The sequence below is a fragment of the Mesorhizobium oxytropidicola genome (assembly GCF_056174625.1).
The window spans coordinates 63,405-78,402 of record NZ_JBWBWK010000003.1 but is presented as its reverse complement, the minus strand read 5'-3'; the positions used below and the strand labels follow the sequence as shown (position 1 = coordinate 78,402).

The following is a 14,998-nucleotide window of genomic DNA, read 5'->3' as shown; positions in this document are numbered from 1 at the left end:
TCAGCCAGAAAACACTCCTGTTTTCAATCGCATAGGCCACCCACAAGCGACCCATAATTCCGGACTGGTAAACCCCGTGAAATGCCAAATAATTCCGGACGTCACAACGTCACACCTCACTGCCATTTATGCGACTTTCGAAGCACAGATCGTGAACATAAGTCCTACCATGTCATCCGGCAGTCGCGTCTTGGATACGATCCACAGTCGAGTCGTCCATGTTTCGTGACACAAAGGCTTCCCCGAAGTAACGGTTCTGTTCGGGGTAACACCTGGTGACGGTAGGCGGTTCGCTGAGACAGGACTAGGATGCCGACGTTTATAACCCGCGCCGAGTTGCGTAGCTTCGCTGCAAAGAAGACCTTGACCGAGCAGGCAGCGGTTCGCAAGACCGCGTCGACACGCCCACTGGAAGGATCGACGTTCCTGTCCCATTCGAGCAAAGATGATGATTTGGTAGTTGGCGCCACGATAGTGCTCGAAAACCACGGTGGCAGAGTCTACACCGACAAGGTTGATCCGGAGATGCCACCGTACACTTCGAACGAGACGGCCAAATTGCTCAAGTCGCGCATTCGGCAAACTTATCGTTTCGTGCTTTTGACCAGTAAGAACAGCAAGGAGAGCCGGTGGGTGCCATGGGAGCTTGGCGTCGCAGACGGCTACAAGGGGATGAACGAGATCGCGATCTTTCCATCGGCTGATGACGCGACAGACATGGAATGGGCCTCTTGGGAATATCTGGGGCTTTACCGGCGGATCGTATGGGGAAGGCTTGAGGGCTATGACGATCCAGTGTGGATGGTGTGGAACCAGGCCACAAACACCGCGACCCAACTTGGGAAATGGCTGCGTGGCTCGTGAAGCACCAACGCGTGCGCTTCCCAATCCTCAGGTGATAGCCAACTCGGTCTCGGCAACGAACACTTGCGCGGTGCATTTGACGCGCCCGCAAGGCGCCTGAGTTCATAGCTAACGCGATTCCGACGCTCTATCAGTTTACTATTTCCCCGTCTGTTGGCCACGTTACGTTAGTAAAGTCTGGCCGCAACATGCTGTGACCTAGGCAACGGAACCACTCCTCCAATTGAACATCGGTTTGGTCTAGCGGACCTGTGATGGCGGGCAGAAACATCTTTTCCCCTATGTGTTCTCCAAGAGAGCGGTACGCCTCAAATTGGGTCTCGGAGAAAAATTGATCGGCAGTCGAATGGTGGGGAAAGGCAGGTTCGTCGAGCTTGAAGCGCCTCAGATATTCACCCTCATTACCGGTCAGTGAGAGCTTCATGTATAGAAGATAGCCGACCTTGCTCGGCGAATCGTCTGACCCTTGCGGATAAAGGATGCGGCAGAGCTGAAAGTGCGACCGACTGTAACCAGCCTTTCCAACTCGCAGATCATCGAGATTGACATCAAGAGTAATGCCGAAATCGATGTAGGCGAGCCGCTGAAGGTTTGTCAGCGCGTGGAACGTCATCGATGGATCGTTTTCACCGTCGATAGCCACGATGAAACGACAGCGCCGTTTCATAAGCTCATAGACTCCGAGGTTCTCGATATGACCTCCGTCGGAGATGTTGAGGAATGATCCACGCTCGTCAGCCGTGGCAGTCATTTCCTTTAGCAGGTACCACAAGCCTGGCGCAGCCGGAGATTTGCCAGGCCTTCGCAACCAGATGCCCAGCCGAAGATTGAGGACGGTCAACCAGAAGCTTGCGTAGCGCTTTGTTCGCAAGCCCATCTGCGGCGAGACGGCGGCGCCCGACAAAGCGATGGTGGATCCTAGATCAAGGTTGGTGTTGGATCGCTCCCAGCTGTCGGTTTCAAAATAGCCGAGAACGCGCGCGCCGGCCGCCACAGGCGTGATCGCGAAAACGTCCGAGAGCCTTCCGCGCATCACCGGATCGCTGGAGTTCGGTACATTTAGCGCGCAGTTGATAATGGGAAACAAACCCCGGCGGGCGTCGAACGTGCTCAAGTTCATGGGCTCTGCCGGATCGCAGGATGGCTTAAGCAAGAATGCCTTCGATAGCTTGAAACGATAGTAGTGATGCAGTGAGGCGACGTTGATATCGACAACCAGCCACAGGATAAAAAGTGTGAAGGTCGCCGCCGTTGCCCACGCCGTCGAGGCCGTTGGACCGACATCTGCGAAGAAATTATAGAACAGCGACTGCGCCACGAGCAGAAAGACCGCCGATATCGTCGTCAGCAAGGCCGGGCGCAAGCGATTGAACTGCGACACGATCGCGCCGGCGGCGACGAAACCAGAAATGGTCAATGCAAGCCATGCCAGAATGGCAATCAAGGTGATTGGAGTGGCAGGGCTCGTCTTCACGCCAAGCACAAGGTCCGCGAGCGACCGCACGCCGACGTGAAAAAAATGAAGGACGAACATGGCAGGGAGCACAAGAAAAAGACCGCCAAAAAACGTCATCAGATAGGACGGCTTGTCGTCGTGGTAAAATGTTTTCCGTGCCAGCCGCGTAATCACGATGCCGCCGATCGCAACGATGGGCAGAAACAATGAGAAGGCATCCGTCATGGTCCACGGCGTGGCGTAGCGGGCGGCGAATTCAAGGTAGGCAAATACTGCCGTCAACAGGGTGACGACAAGCAGGTTCATAAACATGCCGTGCGCCTGGATCGCCGCGAGCGCCGCGCGCTCGACAAATGAGCCCGCCAAGTAGCTGGCCCCATTGCGCACCTTTCTGAGGATGCGGGACTCGCCCTCATCGCGCACAAAGGGCTGCTTGTTCGCTTCCAATCCGAAGTCCGGGTCGACGTCTTTTCCTGATAGCAGCTGCGTCAAGAATCCGGCGGCGTATCCGCCGCCGGAGACGCTAGAGATGTAGTCGAACTGCCACAGAAGATTCCTGCGGGCCAAGGCCGCGAGCACGCCGATTGCAAATGTTGCGCTTCTGATGCCGCCGCCAGAAAGCGCCACCCCCGACGCCCAACCGCGCTCGGCGTCGACTTGATAGTGCCGTCGTCGAACAAGTACCAGATCTCGCTCGCGCGCCGCCAGCTTGTCGGTGCCATCACGAATTCCCATCGGGCGCCAGGCAGGAAATGACAGCATCTCCTCGTCGATGGCTGCGTGCGAAGAATTTGACGCTTGCGTGGCGGCGTAGCCCTTGTAGTCGGCAATGAGCTGCAATGCCGTATCCAAATCGAGCAGGGCTTGCTGCACGAGTTCTAATTCCGAGCGAAATTCATCGCTGGTGTCGAGCGCGCGCAGCCCGCCTGCCTGGCTGATGGGGTGCCAGCGGGCGGTAAAGGGGCGGACGCTTGCGTTCAGCGCATGCCAGGCAAATATTTCGAAGGTGTCGCAGCCGAGGTTCTCCGAACAAAAACCCCTGGTCTTGGCAAACAGCCCGAAAATGCTCTTCAGCGCACTTTCCTCAACCCCATGGCTGTAGTCGAGACGTTGTGTGGCGACCGTGGAGACAAGTTCGATATGCAGCGCCAGGGCGGCGCGCCGGTCCAGCTCGCTCGGCGCCCATGGACGTTCACCGTGGTCTTCAAAGAACCTCTCATCGAACGCACCGCCCGGGGAAAGCAACGGGCGGATTTTCTTTTCCCATGTTTGTGCGCTCTTGCCTGCCAAAGCTGTCGATCCCATCTATTCGTCGGTATCAGGGCGTCTGTTGTTGCCCGACCGATTGCTAGCCTTTTACCCGACTCATCGGACAATGTGACACAATTTAACCGAGCTCGCTGAGCTCTGCGGGACCGTTGAAAATGTCGAAGCGCAGGCACGTTTTTATCAGCCATCACCATGCCGACGATGACCACGTCACCAAGTTGACCGAATTGCTCGGCCGCAACGGTTTCGAGATCCGTAACAGTTCGATCCGAGCCAAGCCATCGAACCAGGCGCGCCTCGACGCGGGAAAAATCCCAGAACGCACGCTGAAAAGGCTGCTGCGGATGAAGATGTCATGGGCGGGCGTGGTGGTTGTCCTGATCGGCAAGGAGACTCACAAGCGCCCTTGGGTCGATTGGGAAATTCGCACAGCAAAGGAATTGGGAAAGCGGATTGTCGGCGTTTATACGCATGGAGGGACCAAGGCAGACATCCCGCCTGCCTTCGAAAAATACGGCGGCCAACTCAAGAATTGGAACTCGGACGGCATCATCGACGCCATCGAAGGTAGTGACGATCCGTTCGAGGATCCCGGCAGCAGCAACCCGCGTGACCCGGTCCACGCTGCGCCACCGTCGCGGTGCTGACAGCTCCATGTCTAACGTCTATGTGTATGTGGTCGCAAGAGATTTTGGCTTCGCTCCGAACCCGTTCCACAGCGTGTGTACCTTGGCCACGTGCAAGCCGACGATCCGCCGCAAAGCCAATGTCGGCGACTGGATCGTGGGTATGGGCGGGGCGAAACTGAAAGCGGTCGGGCGCTGTATCTATCTCATGCAGGTGACCGAGACGCTCACCTTTGATGCATACTGGAATCATCCAGACTATCGCTGCAAACGGCCGGTTCGGAACGGCAGTCGCCTGACAATCATGGGCGACAATATCTATCACCGGCCGGCGGGGACGACCGCGTGGGTTCAGGAAGATTCGCATCACAGCCAGGTCGACGGCAGCCCGGAGCCGTCCAACATCAAGAACGACACGCAGACAGACCGGGTCTTGATCTCGCGCAACTTTTTCTATTTCGGTGATGCCGCGCCATCGGTCCCGCAAGGTATTCTCGATCAGCTGCAATACAACAATGGGCGGGGACATCGAAAATTTAGCGAGGCCGAGGCCAGGCCATTGCTCGACTGGATACAGGACCAATACAAGGGACGGCACAACACGGTTATTGGCGATCCATATCAGTTTATGAAGAGCAGCTCGCGGTACTCCAAACGCATGGACAAGATCGTCGAATAGGAAAGTCTTTCATGCCCGGAGTGCTTCGCCATGCTCGTGAAATTGCCATCCACGCTGAATGACCTCAGTGGTTATCTCAACCGGTTCATTGACTTGGTTGGCCGCGACCGTTGGTTCAAACGCCTCGATCAACTCGACGCTGATCAGCGAAGGTCCTTTTTTAGCTGGAAGATCGTAGCTGACTACCATTGGCTAGAAATGGCGATCGGATTTCAGGCCGATGTTCTTGAAAAGGAAGGCCGTTTGCTGCCGGAACTTACGGACCGACTCATCCTGGCCGCTCTCAATTTCGCTGCCGTCGCAGTAGAAGTCCACTCGCGACTCACCCCTGCCGGCAAACTGGTTCTGGACGGGCGCCTGCGTGACGCCATCAAGGCAGAGACTGGCTTCGCGTCGCTTTATCTTGAACTTGACCTCGCCCAGCGTCTGATGGACCACGGTTACGACGTCCAATTTCCGGACTTAGAAGGGCAAGCCCGGTTCGACCTCATCTTCAGCCGCGGGGCCTTTGTCGCCGAAGTTGAATGCAAGAGTCTTTCGGCCGATGCCGGTAGGCAGATTCATCGCAAAGATTTCTACCGCTTCATGGGCAATATCGCGCCGGTACTGACCAAGCATGCGGATTTGAAGCGGCCGGAGGTGCTGATCATTTCGCTGGCGTCGCGATTGCCTTCGAATATAACCCAACAGGCAGAGCTTCTCCAAGCAACCGCGTCCATCCTACAAGACAAGTCTCCTTCAATCGTCGTGGGTTCCGATTTCAGGCTGCAACGCCGGCCCTCCGCCGAATTTCTGGGCAGCGCTCCATTCAATGATCAGAAAGCGCTATATGCCGCGTGCTGCGCGGAGTTCGGCCCAAACATTCACGTATCGGGAGCTCTTACCAAGGACGGCGGCTGCCTAGTTGTGATGCGAAGCGAGCGCGAGGACGATACATCCAAGCCAATGCTGGAAGCGATGCGCAAGGCTGCGGATCAATTCTCGGCGCAACGACCGGCATTCATTGCCATCCAGGACCATGGTATCGAAGCGGCTGACCTGATGCTTCCGCATGTACGCCGAAGAGCCGCTATCCTATCCTATGCCTTGTTCGATCATTATGGGGCCGCGCACGTCAACGCCACATATTTTACGGGATTTGGCGCCGTGGTCGTGCGTGACGGGCAAGTCGGTACGCCGGCATTCACAATTCCTAATCTAAAGCCCGGCTTCCCGATCAACGCCACTGATGCAGCGCCATTTCTCGTTCATTTCCCTGACCAGGAATACGCGGACGCAATCGGCGCTCCCCTGCCGGCGCTGAATATTTCCTACCTGCCGATCGACCCGGCAAGCGATGCCGAACAAAGCTGAATCCTGTCGTCGGTGCCCGGCCGACACTGCTTTTCACCCAGCTATCTTGAAAGTCTGATTTTCAGACATTATGTTACTGGTATGTCCCCAAACAGCGCAGAGGCTTTTCGGTGAGCACAAATGTCCTGATACCACCGGCTGGCGTAGCGACCTTTCCGGTGATGCAGGTCGAAGCGGCGCTGCGGGAGGAATTGATCGAAACCGTCAAAACAGAAGCGGCGATGAAGGGCATTGCCTTGCCGCCTGACGAGCCTGGAATCTGCAAAGCGCCGGTGCCGATAGACTCGCTTGTGGCGGTGAGCATATTGACGGTCGTGGAGGCAATCATCGGCTTTACGTTGCCCGACAGCGTCGTGCGAACTGGCGGATACGCTTCGGTGGACGCGGCTCTCGCGGACCTTGTTCCTCGCATTGAAGCCAAGTGGAAAAAGAAGAACGGGGTAAGCCCATGAGCAACTCGGCCAACAAGCACGACTCCGGTGATGAAGAGCGGCGGCGCCTCGGTGAGCGACTTCGGGAATCCCGCAAATATCTCGGATTGAAGCAAGACGAGGTGGCCCAGTATCTTGGCATTCCGCGCACCGCTCTGACAGACATCGAGAACGGCCAGCGCAAGGTGGAGGCGATCGAGCTCACGCGCCTGGCAAAGCTCTATCGGCAGCCGACTGGATATTTCACCGGAGAGGATCAGACCATAGCTGAGCTCCCCGTGGACGTTGCGCACCTGGCGCGACGTGCCGCAGATTTGTCCGAGCAGGACCGGGTCGAACTTGGCCGGTTCGCCGAATATCTGCGTGCTCGCTCCAAAGCCGGTCGAGGCTGATCGATGGCGACGCCTTTTGCCAATGCCGTGCGGGCGGGTACGATGGCCGCGGCACGCCTGCACCGCGACCTCCATTTTCGCGAAGCCGTCGAGGCGCGCGGCGGAAACGTTGACGTTTTCGCAGCAATCCAGGCGATTGACCTGCCCCTGCTGCTAAGGCCACTGCAAGGGCTCCTCGGCGCATACCTTAACCAGCCGACGCCGGGCGTGCTCGTCACCACCCAACGCCCGATGAGCATTCAACGGTTTACCGCGGCTCACGAATTGGGCCATTTCGTTCTGCGCCACGAGCCGAGCCTTGACGATGAAAGCATCCTTAGGCGCATGCCGGCATCATCGGCGCCTGCCGGAGACCTGCAGGAAGTCGAGGCGGATGCGTTCGCGAGCGCGTTCATGCTCCCCCGTTGGCTAATTGGTTGGCACGCTTCCCGGCAGGGCTGGACCGTCGACAGCTTTCGAAGACCAAGTTCCGTCTATCAGCTCGCACTGCGCATTGGGGCAAGCTACGAGGCAACATGCTGGACGCTCGCTGGCAATCAGTTGATAGACCCCAGGCAGGCGCGTGAGCTTCTTCTGAGCCAACCGCGTGAGTTGAAGGCCGCGCTCCTTACGACATATCGACCGGAAAACTACCGTGGTGACGTGTGGCTGCTTACCGAACACGATGCCGGTACGCGTATCGATGGTAGCCGCAATGATCTGTTTGTCCTGCGGCTGAAGGAACATAGCGGTGGCGGCTATCTGTGGGACGTCGACGAGCTGAAGGCCAGCGGATTCGCGGTCGTGCGCGATGAGGTCGAGGCCATGGACGAGGCCACTGTCGGCGGTCCTGTCATCCGGCGGGTCACGGCGCAGCCATACAAATCCTATCGCGGTCAGATGGCGCTGAACCATCGGCGTCCATGGGAGCCGGACGAAGCTCCTCTTAGCAGTTTGGAGGTCGAGTTCGATCTCACGGGGCCTGAGGAAGAAGGTCTTTCGCGAGCCGAACGACGGATTCTGCTTGAGGCGGCATGACGGTCGTTATTCCCCTCAAGGATTTGCGCGCCGTGTTCGGCCCGGCACGCGACCAGGGTGCCAGACCAACGTGTCTGGCCTTCGCAGCGAGCGACGCCCACGCCGCGGTCCGCGGGGCGTGGAAGCCGCTTTCTTGCGAGTACCTCTTTATCACGCACAGAAACGGTCAAATCTACCGTCCGAAAGCGGTGCGTTGTTATCGGCGGTGCTGGATGCGCTTCGCGATCCTGGCCAGCCAGAGGAAGCTGAATGGCCGTACCTGAAAGCCATGCCCGGGCCCGAGTGGTCAGCACCGGCCGATATCGGGTTTCTGTTCGCTCGCAATGGAAAGTCTTTCCAACCTGCTGTCGACGAGATCATCCGGCTACTCGATGAGGGCCGTCCTGCTCTCATGGTGATGATGCTGTCGGCGGCATTCTACCGACCTTCCCCCAATGGCTTGGTAAACCCTGGACAAGGTGAGCAGCCTGATCACCGTAGGCGCCATGCCGTGATCGCGGTCGGGCACGGGTCGATAGGCAACCAGCGTGCGATCCTCATCCGCAACAGCTGGGGATCGCGGTGGGGATTGGATGGACACGCATGGCTGACCGAGGCGTATCTTGCACCCCGGCTTTTCGGGTCAGCGGAACTCTTGGAGGATGTGCATGTACTTGGCGATCCAGCAACAGCCTGATTGCGCTAGTGCCTGGCGGGAAGCCGTGCGGGCAGTCGATGCACGACCAGGCCACAGCGCCTACAATGTGGTGATTGATATCGCCAATCCGGTGGTCGGAGCCGACCGGCAGAATCCCAAAATTGCGGTTATAGAGAGCTTTTTGTCCAACATCGGCAAATCTGTGGAAACGGTCGCCAACACAATTTTCCCCCAGAGCCTCTACTTCCGGTACGGCGCACCGGAATTCTTCGATGTTTTCAAAGATAAGGTACTTGGGAAAGTCCGGCGCAACGAACGCTGGTCCGGCTACTACTTCGAGCGAATGATCCAACTGCCGGGAGCAAGCGATAACCTTCCAAATCCCTTGTGGGATGTGGTGCAGAGGATCCGCGATCCGAACGTCAAGGCGCTGAACAAGTTCGAACTCGCGATCTTTGATCCGCTTCGGGACGTCGATGCATCGCCATATGGCGGTCAATGCCTGAGCTTCTTGAGTTTCAAGCTCATGCCCTCGACGCCAAAAGTGTTGTCGCTTACCGTGATGTACCGGAACCACTTCTATATCGAGAAGCTGCTCGGAAACCTCGTTGGCCTCGGCCGATTGATGAACTTCGTTGCGCGCGAGACCGGGGTCACCGTCGGAAACCTAACTGTCATATCCACGCACGCTGAAATCGACCAACCGGGGCAAAGCAAACGGTCGGACATCGACTATCTGCTCGCCAACTTCGATCAGGCGTAAAACTGGACGCCGTCAAAATGGCAACTCAAGGGTGCGGTCTTCGTTGGCGCTTCCACTAAGCCCATAGATTGCCTGCAAACCTAAGACAAATTCTGCCTGGCCGCCGTAGCTCGGATGACGGACGGTCATGACTGGTATGTCAAAATCCGCCAGGGCAGTGCCGGCGTCACGGCCTATGGCAACCACGCGGCGCGGGCGGATCATTTCAATGAGCGCGATAAGGAACGGCCAAGCGATCTCGCGCTCCTTGCGAGTATGACAACGGTTCGAAAACGGATCGCCACACTCATGCGGGTGGAGTGGGAACACGTTCCACAAGACGACCGGTTCGGAAATCCGCGTCAGCATACGCCAGACGATGGCCGCTGTTCTTTCGGCAACGACAGGCCCGCGCGTGGCCCTCCGCAGCGAAACTCCCCCGAGCAACTCCCCGGCATCTCTCAGATGGACCTCGTCGGTTAGCGGCACGCCCGTGCGGCGCCCCCCCCTGTAACCAAGGTCGCGGGCGATCCAGATCGTGTCAACGCGCGCCTCCAATGCGGCGTCGAGGCATTGGACGAAATTCGACTGCCTGAGGCGCGATGCATCGAAACGATCATGGACAGGGCAACAGTCACGATATGGATTGAACACATCTGGCAAATCTAGTTCCGCCAGGGCAGCAACGAATTCGCGCGGTGTTTTCAAGGAAGTGCCTCGATGCTGAGCCGCCGCTGAGCGGCGTCGATGTGAAGGATCCCCCGGCGGTGCTTGCGGAGGTAGCGGAACGCCTCATACCCCTGAAGAATGGCTTCCTCCCAGAGCCACAGCGGAGCCTGCTCTGGTTCGTAACCGGCGACGAATTGACGTATGTGCTTCAACAGATCGAACGGCAAGTCGCCTCTTTTCATAGCGGCAAAAAGGTCGAGGTTCACGGCCTGGCCAAATAGCCAGGTCGTTATCCCCTCTTCGATCAGGATCGCGCGGGCGCCGTCCTGCGCTTCGTCGACTTTCGCCGCGCTCTTTCGCTTCAAGCGAAATAAGGCGCGGATCACCGGCGACCATCCCAGCACAGCTACATAGGCGTAATGAAAAACGTCGTGGAAGCGATAGTCGTCGGCGGTCATGGCGTTGTCGGTGAGTCGGTCGCCAATGTTGAGACCATTGCATCGTTGGAAGACGTAGGTGCGGCCGCCTACCTGGCGCTCAAAAATCTCGACACGAAGGTCTCGCGGGAGCTGCTCTTCTGGCAACGCTCCGACGTCAAACAACTCAGGATAGGCTGGCGTCGAAGGCCATCGATCCCTGATCTTGGCCAGGTTCTTTACCGCCGCGGCCTCCAGCGTGACCCCGGCCTCATTCGCCGCTTGAATAAGGCCCGCCATGATGGTTGCTAAGCGCTGCTGCAACGCTGCCTTATCCTTATTGAAACGTCCCTCTTCGAAGTCAGCGACCAAAATTCCGATGGAGCCGGCGAGCTTCAGCAGCGTTCGCTCGAACGCAGCCGTCGGCTCTCCTCGCTGAGGCATGATTTCGGGCTGAAGCGACGACAAGAAAGTGGGCCCGATGGCTTTTGCAATCCCACCGGTTGGGACGATGTCATCAAGGGCGATTCCGGACCTTGAGGCGACGGCTGTCAGGTACCACAGCACGTCGCCGAATTCCTCAACGACAGCCGCTGCATATCCGACAAATGAGACCCGGTCTCGCTGCTTTTTCTTGACCTCACTCAGCAGACTTCCCGTTTCACCGAATAGCCCCAGCAAGGGAAACGTCATCGTTCCGTCGCCAGCGCGACGGTCCGACTTCAACGCCTCAGTCGCGTAGGCCTCTATCGAGAGAGGGGAAAAAGAATCGCTCATCGTATCCGGTTCCTTCGTCGATCGGAGATCGCTCCTTCTGGAACGGGGATGCCGTAGGCTTCGAGTGCCTTCAAAACTATCACCCGAATGGGTTCCCGGGTTTCCGCCGCGCGAACGTCGAGGTGGCGCTTCGTTAGGGAAGGCACCTGCACTTGGAGATGTTCGTCCGGATCGCCCGTCGGGGCTGGATGTTTCATGAAAACATTCTATCATGTTTTCATGAAAGCATGCAATTAGCATCCACTTTTTGCGGTCATTCTCAGGAAATCACCATGCCGAACTCGGCTCTGTTTCTGCACGTAACGGACGCACACCTGACTTCCGCCGGCACGCCTTTTGAGCGAGACGATCACAAGGTCCAAATTGCCGGCATTCAACAGGACACGCGCGAAGGCGCGTTGCGTCTGATGCTGCAGCGGCTGTCAGAACGGCTAGCGAAAGAAGGGCGTCTGCTGAGCGGCATTCTGTTTTCAGGGGACGCGCAAGACAAGGGCCAGCCGGGTGGGCATCAGCTGCTTCTGGATATGTTGCTCGAAACTCTCGCCAACGTTGGCGCAACCGCGGCCAACATTGTCGCAGTGCCGGGCAATCACGACGTCCTGCGCGGAAGCCAGCCGGGCTCGCCCGAACGCTATGCCGATTTTCTCGCCGCGTGGCGCAAGGCAGGCTGCGTGACCCCTTGGCTCGACGGGGTAGACCGCAGTCTCTCGGATGGAGGCGAACATCGGTTGGTGGCGCCCGACGGGAAATGGGCTGTCTACCCGATCAACACAAGCAACTGGTCACAGGTCAACGCTACCCTGCCCGAGCCTCTTCAGAGCGTATGGGATAAGATCCCGGGAGCAATGGCTTTCGGGGATACCGAGAAGAGGCGCGGCTTCGCCACCAGCTAAACGAGTTGGCCCGCTACGACATGGCAAGAGTGTCAAGTCAGCAGCTGGAGGCTTTGCGTAGCTTAATCGAGACATCGCCGCGACCGGTTGGGGGCATGCCACTTCGGATTGCGGTCCTTCATCATCATCTCAGAGCGCCTAGCTTGCGCGAAGAAGTGAAACCGTTCGCGGATGTCTCCAATCTCGAGCAGTTGCGCTCCTTCCTGCGCGACCGCCAGATTACAATCGCACTCCATGGGCACAAGCATGAGCATGCCGTTCAATTTGATCACATCTATGATCAGAATGGCCACGGTGACCATCGCACGCTGGTCATTTCAGGATCCACATTCGAGCCCGGTAAGGAGACGGACTCGCTGCGTCTTATCGCAGTCGCCGGTTTGCCGAGCAGTCCTTCGGTTGCGATCGAGCCGCTTTCGGTCACCAGGGGCGGGGTGGAAGCCAAAGAGTGTGCACCGATTATTCGTCGCCTGTGGTCTGGCTCGTCAATGCCCGGCAGCCCAATCCTCATTCAAGGCACAGATATTGACGAAGTTTATGAGAGGGCGTGCGAGGCCGCAGGCGCCGAGGCGGCGAACGGCATACTTATCGTTCACCTTGACTTGCCGAATCTACCCGGCGAGGACCTGCCTTTGCCGAGTTCCTACCCTTTGCCCGAGCCGATGGAAGATGCCGACCGGCGAATATGGCTCAATGAGCTGGTGGCGTGGTGGCAGTTGGAGCGATCAGGGCTCGAACATCGGATGCCCTTCGTCCATGGAAGCCGCCTGCGACGCTATGGCGGCAAGATCAATCAAATCGATCGGATCATCAAGCTGCTGAAGGAGAAGCCAAGCACACGCGCGCTGGCGGTTCTCGTGGATCCTTTTCGCGACTTTACGGAAGATGGCCAGAACGAAGAATTCGCCTCGTTCTGCCTCGTGGAATTCAAACGACGTGACGTAAGCAGTTCTCAGCGATTTATCGATGGCATCGCTTTCTATCGAGCACAGGAATTCGCCCGGTGGTGGCCTATCAACGTTGCGGAGATGCGACTTCTCCAACAAGAGATATGCAGTTCCCTTGGCTTCCTGCCTGGCCGAATTACAACAATCGCGGGCGACGCTCGCACCCATTCGCGGTCGCCCACACAGGTCGCGATGCCAATCATTGATCGCTGGCTGGATCAGTCACCGGAACGGATCTATCTGCTCGGCAATTCCCTTGCACATTGCAATGTTCGGGAGGGTCGACAACGCGATGCAGTTCGTGGCTGGTTCCGCACGCTAACCGATCTCGAAGCGGCAACGAAAGAATACAACGCCGATGGACTGCCGGTCCCTATCGAAGGGCTAAAGCGCCTGGGTGCGTACCTTGGAGTGATCGACGAGCAGGGTGAGCTGGATTTAGCAAATTTCGTGCGAGTACTACTCAGACTTGCCAGGGCCAACGAAGCCTACGAGAAGAGTGATCGAACGAGAGCTGACTTTGGTCGCTGGAAAGAGGACGCATTGGACTTAGTCTCCGAACTACGGGATATGACTGTCAGTCGTGTCGGTACGATGACGTGAGGCGAGAAACTCCCCCAGATTCCAGGGTGGCGATGCGGCCAAAGAATCGCTATCTTCCCCTGTATGGCAAAGAAGACGACCAAGGGCCGCGCCATCGCGTCCTCATCGAAAGTCACAATTTACACCACCAGGAGCTCGCGTCCTGGCAAGGTGAAGTTTGGCAGCGTCGTTATTAGCGGTGCGAGACCTAACGCCAAACTTGTGCAGGCTAACGTCGAACGAAGCACTGAAGCCCTCGAGCGGGTAACGGCCAAGCTGGCCAAGCCAGGGGTCTCACTTCGCCCTAAGAAGGGCGTCCCCCGCTTTTCAGTTTCGGAGAACGAAACTGGAGTGTTCATCCGCCGCTTGGACGGTCGCACCGAGCGTGGTCGTTTGGTCAATGGCGTTTTCGAGGTCATTGATTGAGGCGCCTGAGCGAAGCAATCGATCAGATCCTTCAGGCCCAGAGGAAAACAAAAAAGCCGCTCGCGATCGTGCTCGCAGGACATAACGGTTCGGGAAAGTCCACGATGTGGCGGAAGGTCCTGTCGGACCGTCTACAGATTCCACTTATCAACGCCGACCGAATGATGCTCTCTATCCTGCCTGAGGCGGGGGGTGATGGAGCTCTTGTTCCATGGGCGCAATCTCTCAGGGATACCGATCAAAGTTGGATGAAAGTGGCGCAGGACGGTGTTCAGGCTTTCGTTGGCCATGCGATGCAGTCCAAAGTTCCATTTGCAATGGAGACCGTCTTTTCCTACTGGGAGGAATTGCCCGATGGCACCGTCCATTCCAAGCTGGATCTCATTCGCGACATGCAAGCTGCAGGGTATTTTGTTCTGCTGCTTTTCGTCGGGCTCGCTAATGTCGAGCTCTCTATCCTACGCGTTCAAACGCGTGTCGCGGAAAATGGGCATGACGTTGAGACGGAGCGGCTGGTCCGCCGGTTCCCGAAAACCCAGCGAGCCATCAGAGCAGCGTCGATGATTGCCGATGCATCGGTATTCGTGGACAACAGTCGCGAGGAGCGGCTAGCCTTTACGGTCTGCCGTGTGCAAGTTGGCGAACAGTGCCTGTATGATCTGAGACAGACGGACCAGTCGGTACCATCGGCGATTGCACAATGGATCGGCATTATCAGCCCGCAGTCATGAACGTTAGGTAGCACGAGCCCAACGAATACGATCGGTGGAACTGCAGGTGCCTTCAACTAAATCGCCCGAAAGATTCGGCTTCGCGCGAAAA

16 protein-coding genes are annotated in these 14,998 nt (G+C 57.6%); 13 read left to right on the top strand and 3 right to left on the bottom strand.

Translation table 11 applies throughout. The features are described 5' to 3' along the window. Positions 1–309: 309 nt before the first annotated feature. Positions 310–864 carry a toll/interleukin-1 receptor domain-containing protein gene (locus tag AC0V8S_RS39775; protein WP_475439425.1) on the top strand — a complete coding sequence of 185 codons (555 nt, stop codon included), beginning with the start codon at positions 310–312 and terminating at the stop codon, positions 862–864. Positions 865–994: 130 nt separating this feature from the next. Here AC0V8S_RS39775 and AC0V8S_RS39770 read toward each other — a convergent pair whose 3' ends face one another. Further along, a complete protein-coding gene (locus AC0V8S_RS39770) occupies positions 995–3,610 on the bottom strand; it encodes a patatin-like phospholipase family protein (RefSeq protein WP_475439424.1) in 2,616 nt (871 codons plus the stop codon). A gap of 134 nt (positions 3,611–3,744) precedes the next feature. Between AC0V8S_RS39770 and AC0V8S_RS39765 the strand changes: the two genes are divergently transcribed. The 8 genes from AC0V8S_RS39765 (at position 3,745) to AC0V8S_RS39730 (ending at position 9,487) form a co-directional block, all read left to right on the top strand. Further along, complete coding sequence (locus AC0V8S_RS39765) at positions 3,745–4,236, top strand: TIR domain-containing protein (RefSeq protein ID WP_475439423.1); 492 nt, start codon at positions 3,745–3,747, stop codon at positions 4,234–4,236. Between the two features lie 7 nt (positions 4,237–4,243). Next, positions 4,244–4,894 (top strand): Nmad2 family putative nucleotide modification protein, encoded by a 651-nt coding sequence (locus AC0V8S_RS39760; protein ID WP_475439422.1) that lies wholly within the window; start codon positions 4,244–4,246, stop codon positions 4,892–4,894. A 30-nt stretch (positions 4,895–4,924) separates the two neighbouring features. Further along, positions 4,925–6,247, top strand: a complete 1,323-nt coding sequence (locus AC0V8S_RS39755; RefSeq protein ID WP_475439421.1) for a PDDEXK-like family protein — start codon at positions 4,925–4,927, stop codon at positions 6,245–6,247. 110 nt (positions 6,248–6,357) lie between these two features. After that, the gene (locus tag AC0V8S_RS39750) at positions 6,358–6,699 is read left to right on the top strand and encodes a hypothetical protein (protein WP_475439420.1); all 342 of its coding nucleotides are present in this window, start codon (positions 6,358–6,360) and stop codon (positions 6,697–6,699) included. Next, positions 6,696–7,070, top strand: a complete 375-nt coding sequence (locus AC0V8S_RS39745) for a helix-turn-helix domain-containing protein (RefSeq protein WP_475439419.1) — start codon at positions 6,696–6,698, stop codon at positions 7,068–7,070. The genes AC0V8S_RS39750 and AC0V8S_RS39745 overlap by 4 nt, the downstream gene beginning before the upstream one ends. A gap of 3 nt (positions 7,071–7,073) precedes the next feature. Next, positions 7,074–8,087: an ImmA/IrrE family metallo-endopeptidase gene (locus tag AC0V8S_RS39740; RefSeq protein ID WP_475439418.1), complete on the top strand. Its 1,014-nt coding sequence runs from the start codon at positions 7,074–7,076 to the stop codon at positions 8,085–8,087. A gap of 133 nt (positions 8,088–8,220) precedes the next feature. Then, positions 8,221–8,763 carry a C1 family peptidase gene (locus tag AC0V8S_RS39735; protein ID WP_475439417.1) on the top strand — a complete coding sequence of 181 codons (543 nt, stop codon included), beginning with the start codon at positions 8,221–8,223 and terminating at the stop codon, positions 8,761–8,763. Further along, complete coding sequence (locus tag AC0V8S_RS39730; protein WP_475439416.1) at positions 8,735–9,487, top strand: thymidylate synthase family protein; 753 nt, start codon at positions 8,735–8,737, stop codon at positions 9,485–9,487. Before AC0V8S_RS39735 ends, AC0V8S_RS39730 begins: the two co-directional genes overlap by 29 nt. A gap of 12 nt (positions 9,488–9,499) precedes the next feature. Here the strand turns inward: AC0V8S_RS39730 and AC0V8S_RS39725 are convergent, their stop codons facing one another. Together AC0V8S_RS39725 and AC0V8S_RS39720 are read right to left on the bottom strand one after the other, a co-directional pair. Continuing rightward, the gene (locus AC0V8S_RS39725; RefSeq protein WP_475439415.1) at positions 9,500–10,174 is read right to left on the bottom strand and encodes a uracil-DNA glycosylase; all 675 of its coding nucleotides are present in this window, start codon (positions 10,172–10,174) and stop codon (positions 9,500–9,502) included. Beyond that, the gene (locus tag AC0V8S_RS39720) at positions 10,171–11,328 is read right to left on the bottom strand and encodes a pyrophosphatase (RefSeq protein WP_475439414.1); all 1,158 of its coding nucleotides are present in this window, start codon (positions 11,326–11,328) and stop codon (positions 10,171–10,173) included. The genes AC0V8S_RS39725 and AC0V8S_RS39720 overlap by 4 nt, the downstream gene beginning before the upstream one ends. Positions 11,329–11,486: 158 nt before the next feature. Between AC0V8S_RS39720 and AC0V8S_RS39715 the strand changes: the two genes are divergently transcribed. The 4 genes from AC0V8S_RS39715 to AC0V8S_RS39700 all read left to right on the top strand — a co-directional run bounded on the left by AC0V8S_RS39715 (position 11,487) and on the right by AC0V8S_RS39700 (position 14,907). Then, a complete protein-coding gene (locus AC0V8S_RS39715; protein WP_475439500.1) occupies positions 11,487–12,221 on the top strand; it encodes a metallophosphoesterase in 735 nt (244 codons plus the stop codon). Between the two features lie 143 nt (positions 12,222–12,364). Continuing rightward, positions 12,365–13,771: a thymidylate synthase family protein gene (locus AC0V8S_RS39710; RefSeq protein WP_475439413.1), complete on the top strand. Its 1,407-nt coding sequence runs from the start codon at positions 12,365–12,367 to the stop codon at positions 13,769–13,771. Positions 13,772–13,834: 63 nt separating this feature from the next. Next, the gene (locus AC0V8S_RS39705) at positions 13,835–14,176 is read left to right on the top strand and encodes a hypothetical protein (protein ID WP_475439412.1); all 342 of its coding nucleotides are present in this window, start codon (positions 13,835–13,837) and stop codon (positions 14,174–14,176) included. Continuing rightward, positions 14,173–14,907 carry a zeta toxin family protein gene (locus AC0V8S_RS39700; protein WP_475439411.1) on the top strand — a complete coding sequence of 245 codons (735 nt, stop codon included), beginning with the start codon at positions 14,173–14,175 and terminating at the stop codon, positions 14,905–14,907. The genes AC0V8S_RS39705 and AC0V8S_RS39700 overlap by 4 nt, the downstream gene beginning before the upstream one ends. Positions 14,908–14,998 lie beyond the last annotated feature (91 nt).

What these genes read in the sequence shown, in the direction of transcription:
- AC0V8S_RS39720 (WP_475439414.1), bottom strand. Translation starts at nt 11,328, where the DNA reads ATGAGCGATTCTTTTTCCCCTCTCTCGATAGAGGCCTACGCGACTGAG.
- AC0V8S_RS39755 (WP_475439421.1), top strand. Translation starts at nt 4,925, where the DNA reads ATGCTCGTGAAATTGCCATCCACGCTGAATGACCTCAGTGGTTATCTC.
- AC0V8S_RS39775 (WP_475439425.1), top strand. Translation starts at nt 310, where the DNA reads ATGCCGACGTTTATAACCCGCGCCGAGTTGCGTAGCTTCGCTGCAAAG.
- AC0V8S_RS39765 (WP_475439423.1), top strand. Translation starts at nt 3,745, where the DNA reads ATGTCGAAGCGCAGGCACGTTTTTATCAGCCATCACCATGCCGACGAT.
- AC0V8S_RS39745 (WP_475439419.1), top strand. Translation starts at nt 6,696, where the DNA reads ATGAGCAACTCGGCCAACAAGCACGACTCCGGTGATGAAGAGCGGCGG.
- AC0V8S_RS39705 (WP_475439412.1), top strand. Translation starts at nt 13,835, where the DNA reads ATGGCAAAGAAGACGACCAAGGGCCGCGCCATCGCGTCCTCATCGAAA.
- AC0V8S_RS39715 (WP_475439500.1), top strand. Translation starts at nt 11,487, where the DNA reads ATGTTCGTCCGGATCGCCCGTCGGGGCTGGATGTTTCATGAAAACATT.
- AC0V8S_RS39730 (WP_475439416.1), top strand. Translation starts at nt 8,735, where the DNA reads ATGTACTTGGCGATCCAGCAACAGCCTGATTGCGCTAGTGCCTGGCGG.
- AC0V8S_RS39760 (WP_475439422.1), top strand. Translation starts at nt 4,244, where the DNA reads ATGTCTAACGTCTATGTGTATGTGGTCGCAAGAGATTTTGGCTTCGCT.
- AC0V8S_RS39740 (WP_475439418.1), top strand. Translation starts at nt 7,074, where the DNA reads ATGGCGACGCCTTTTGCCAATGCCGTGCGGGCGGGTACGATGGCCGCG.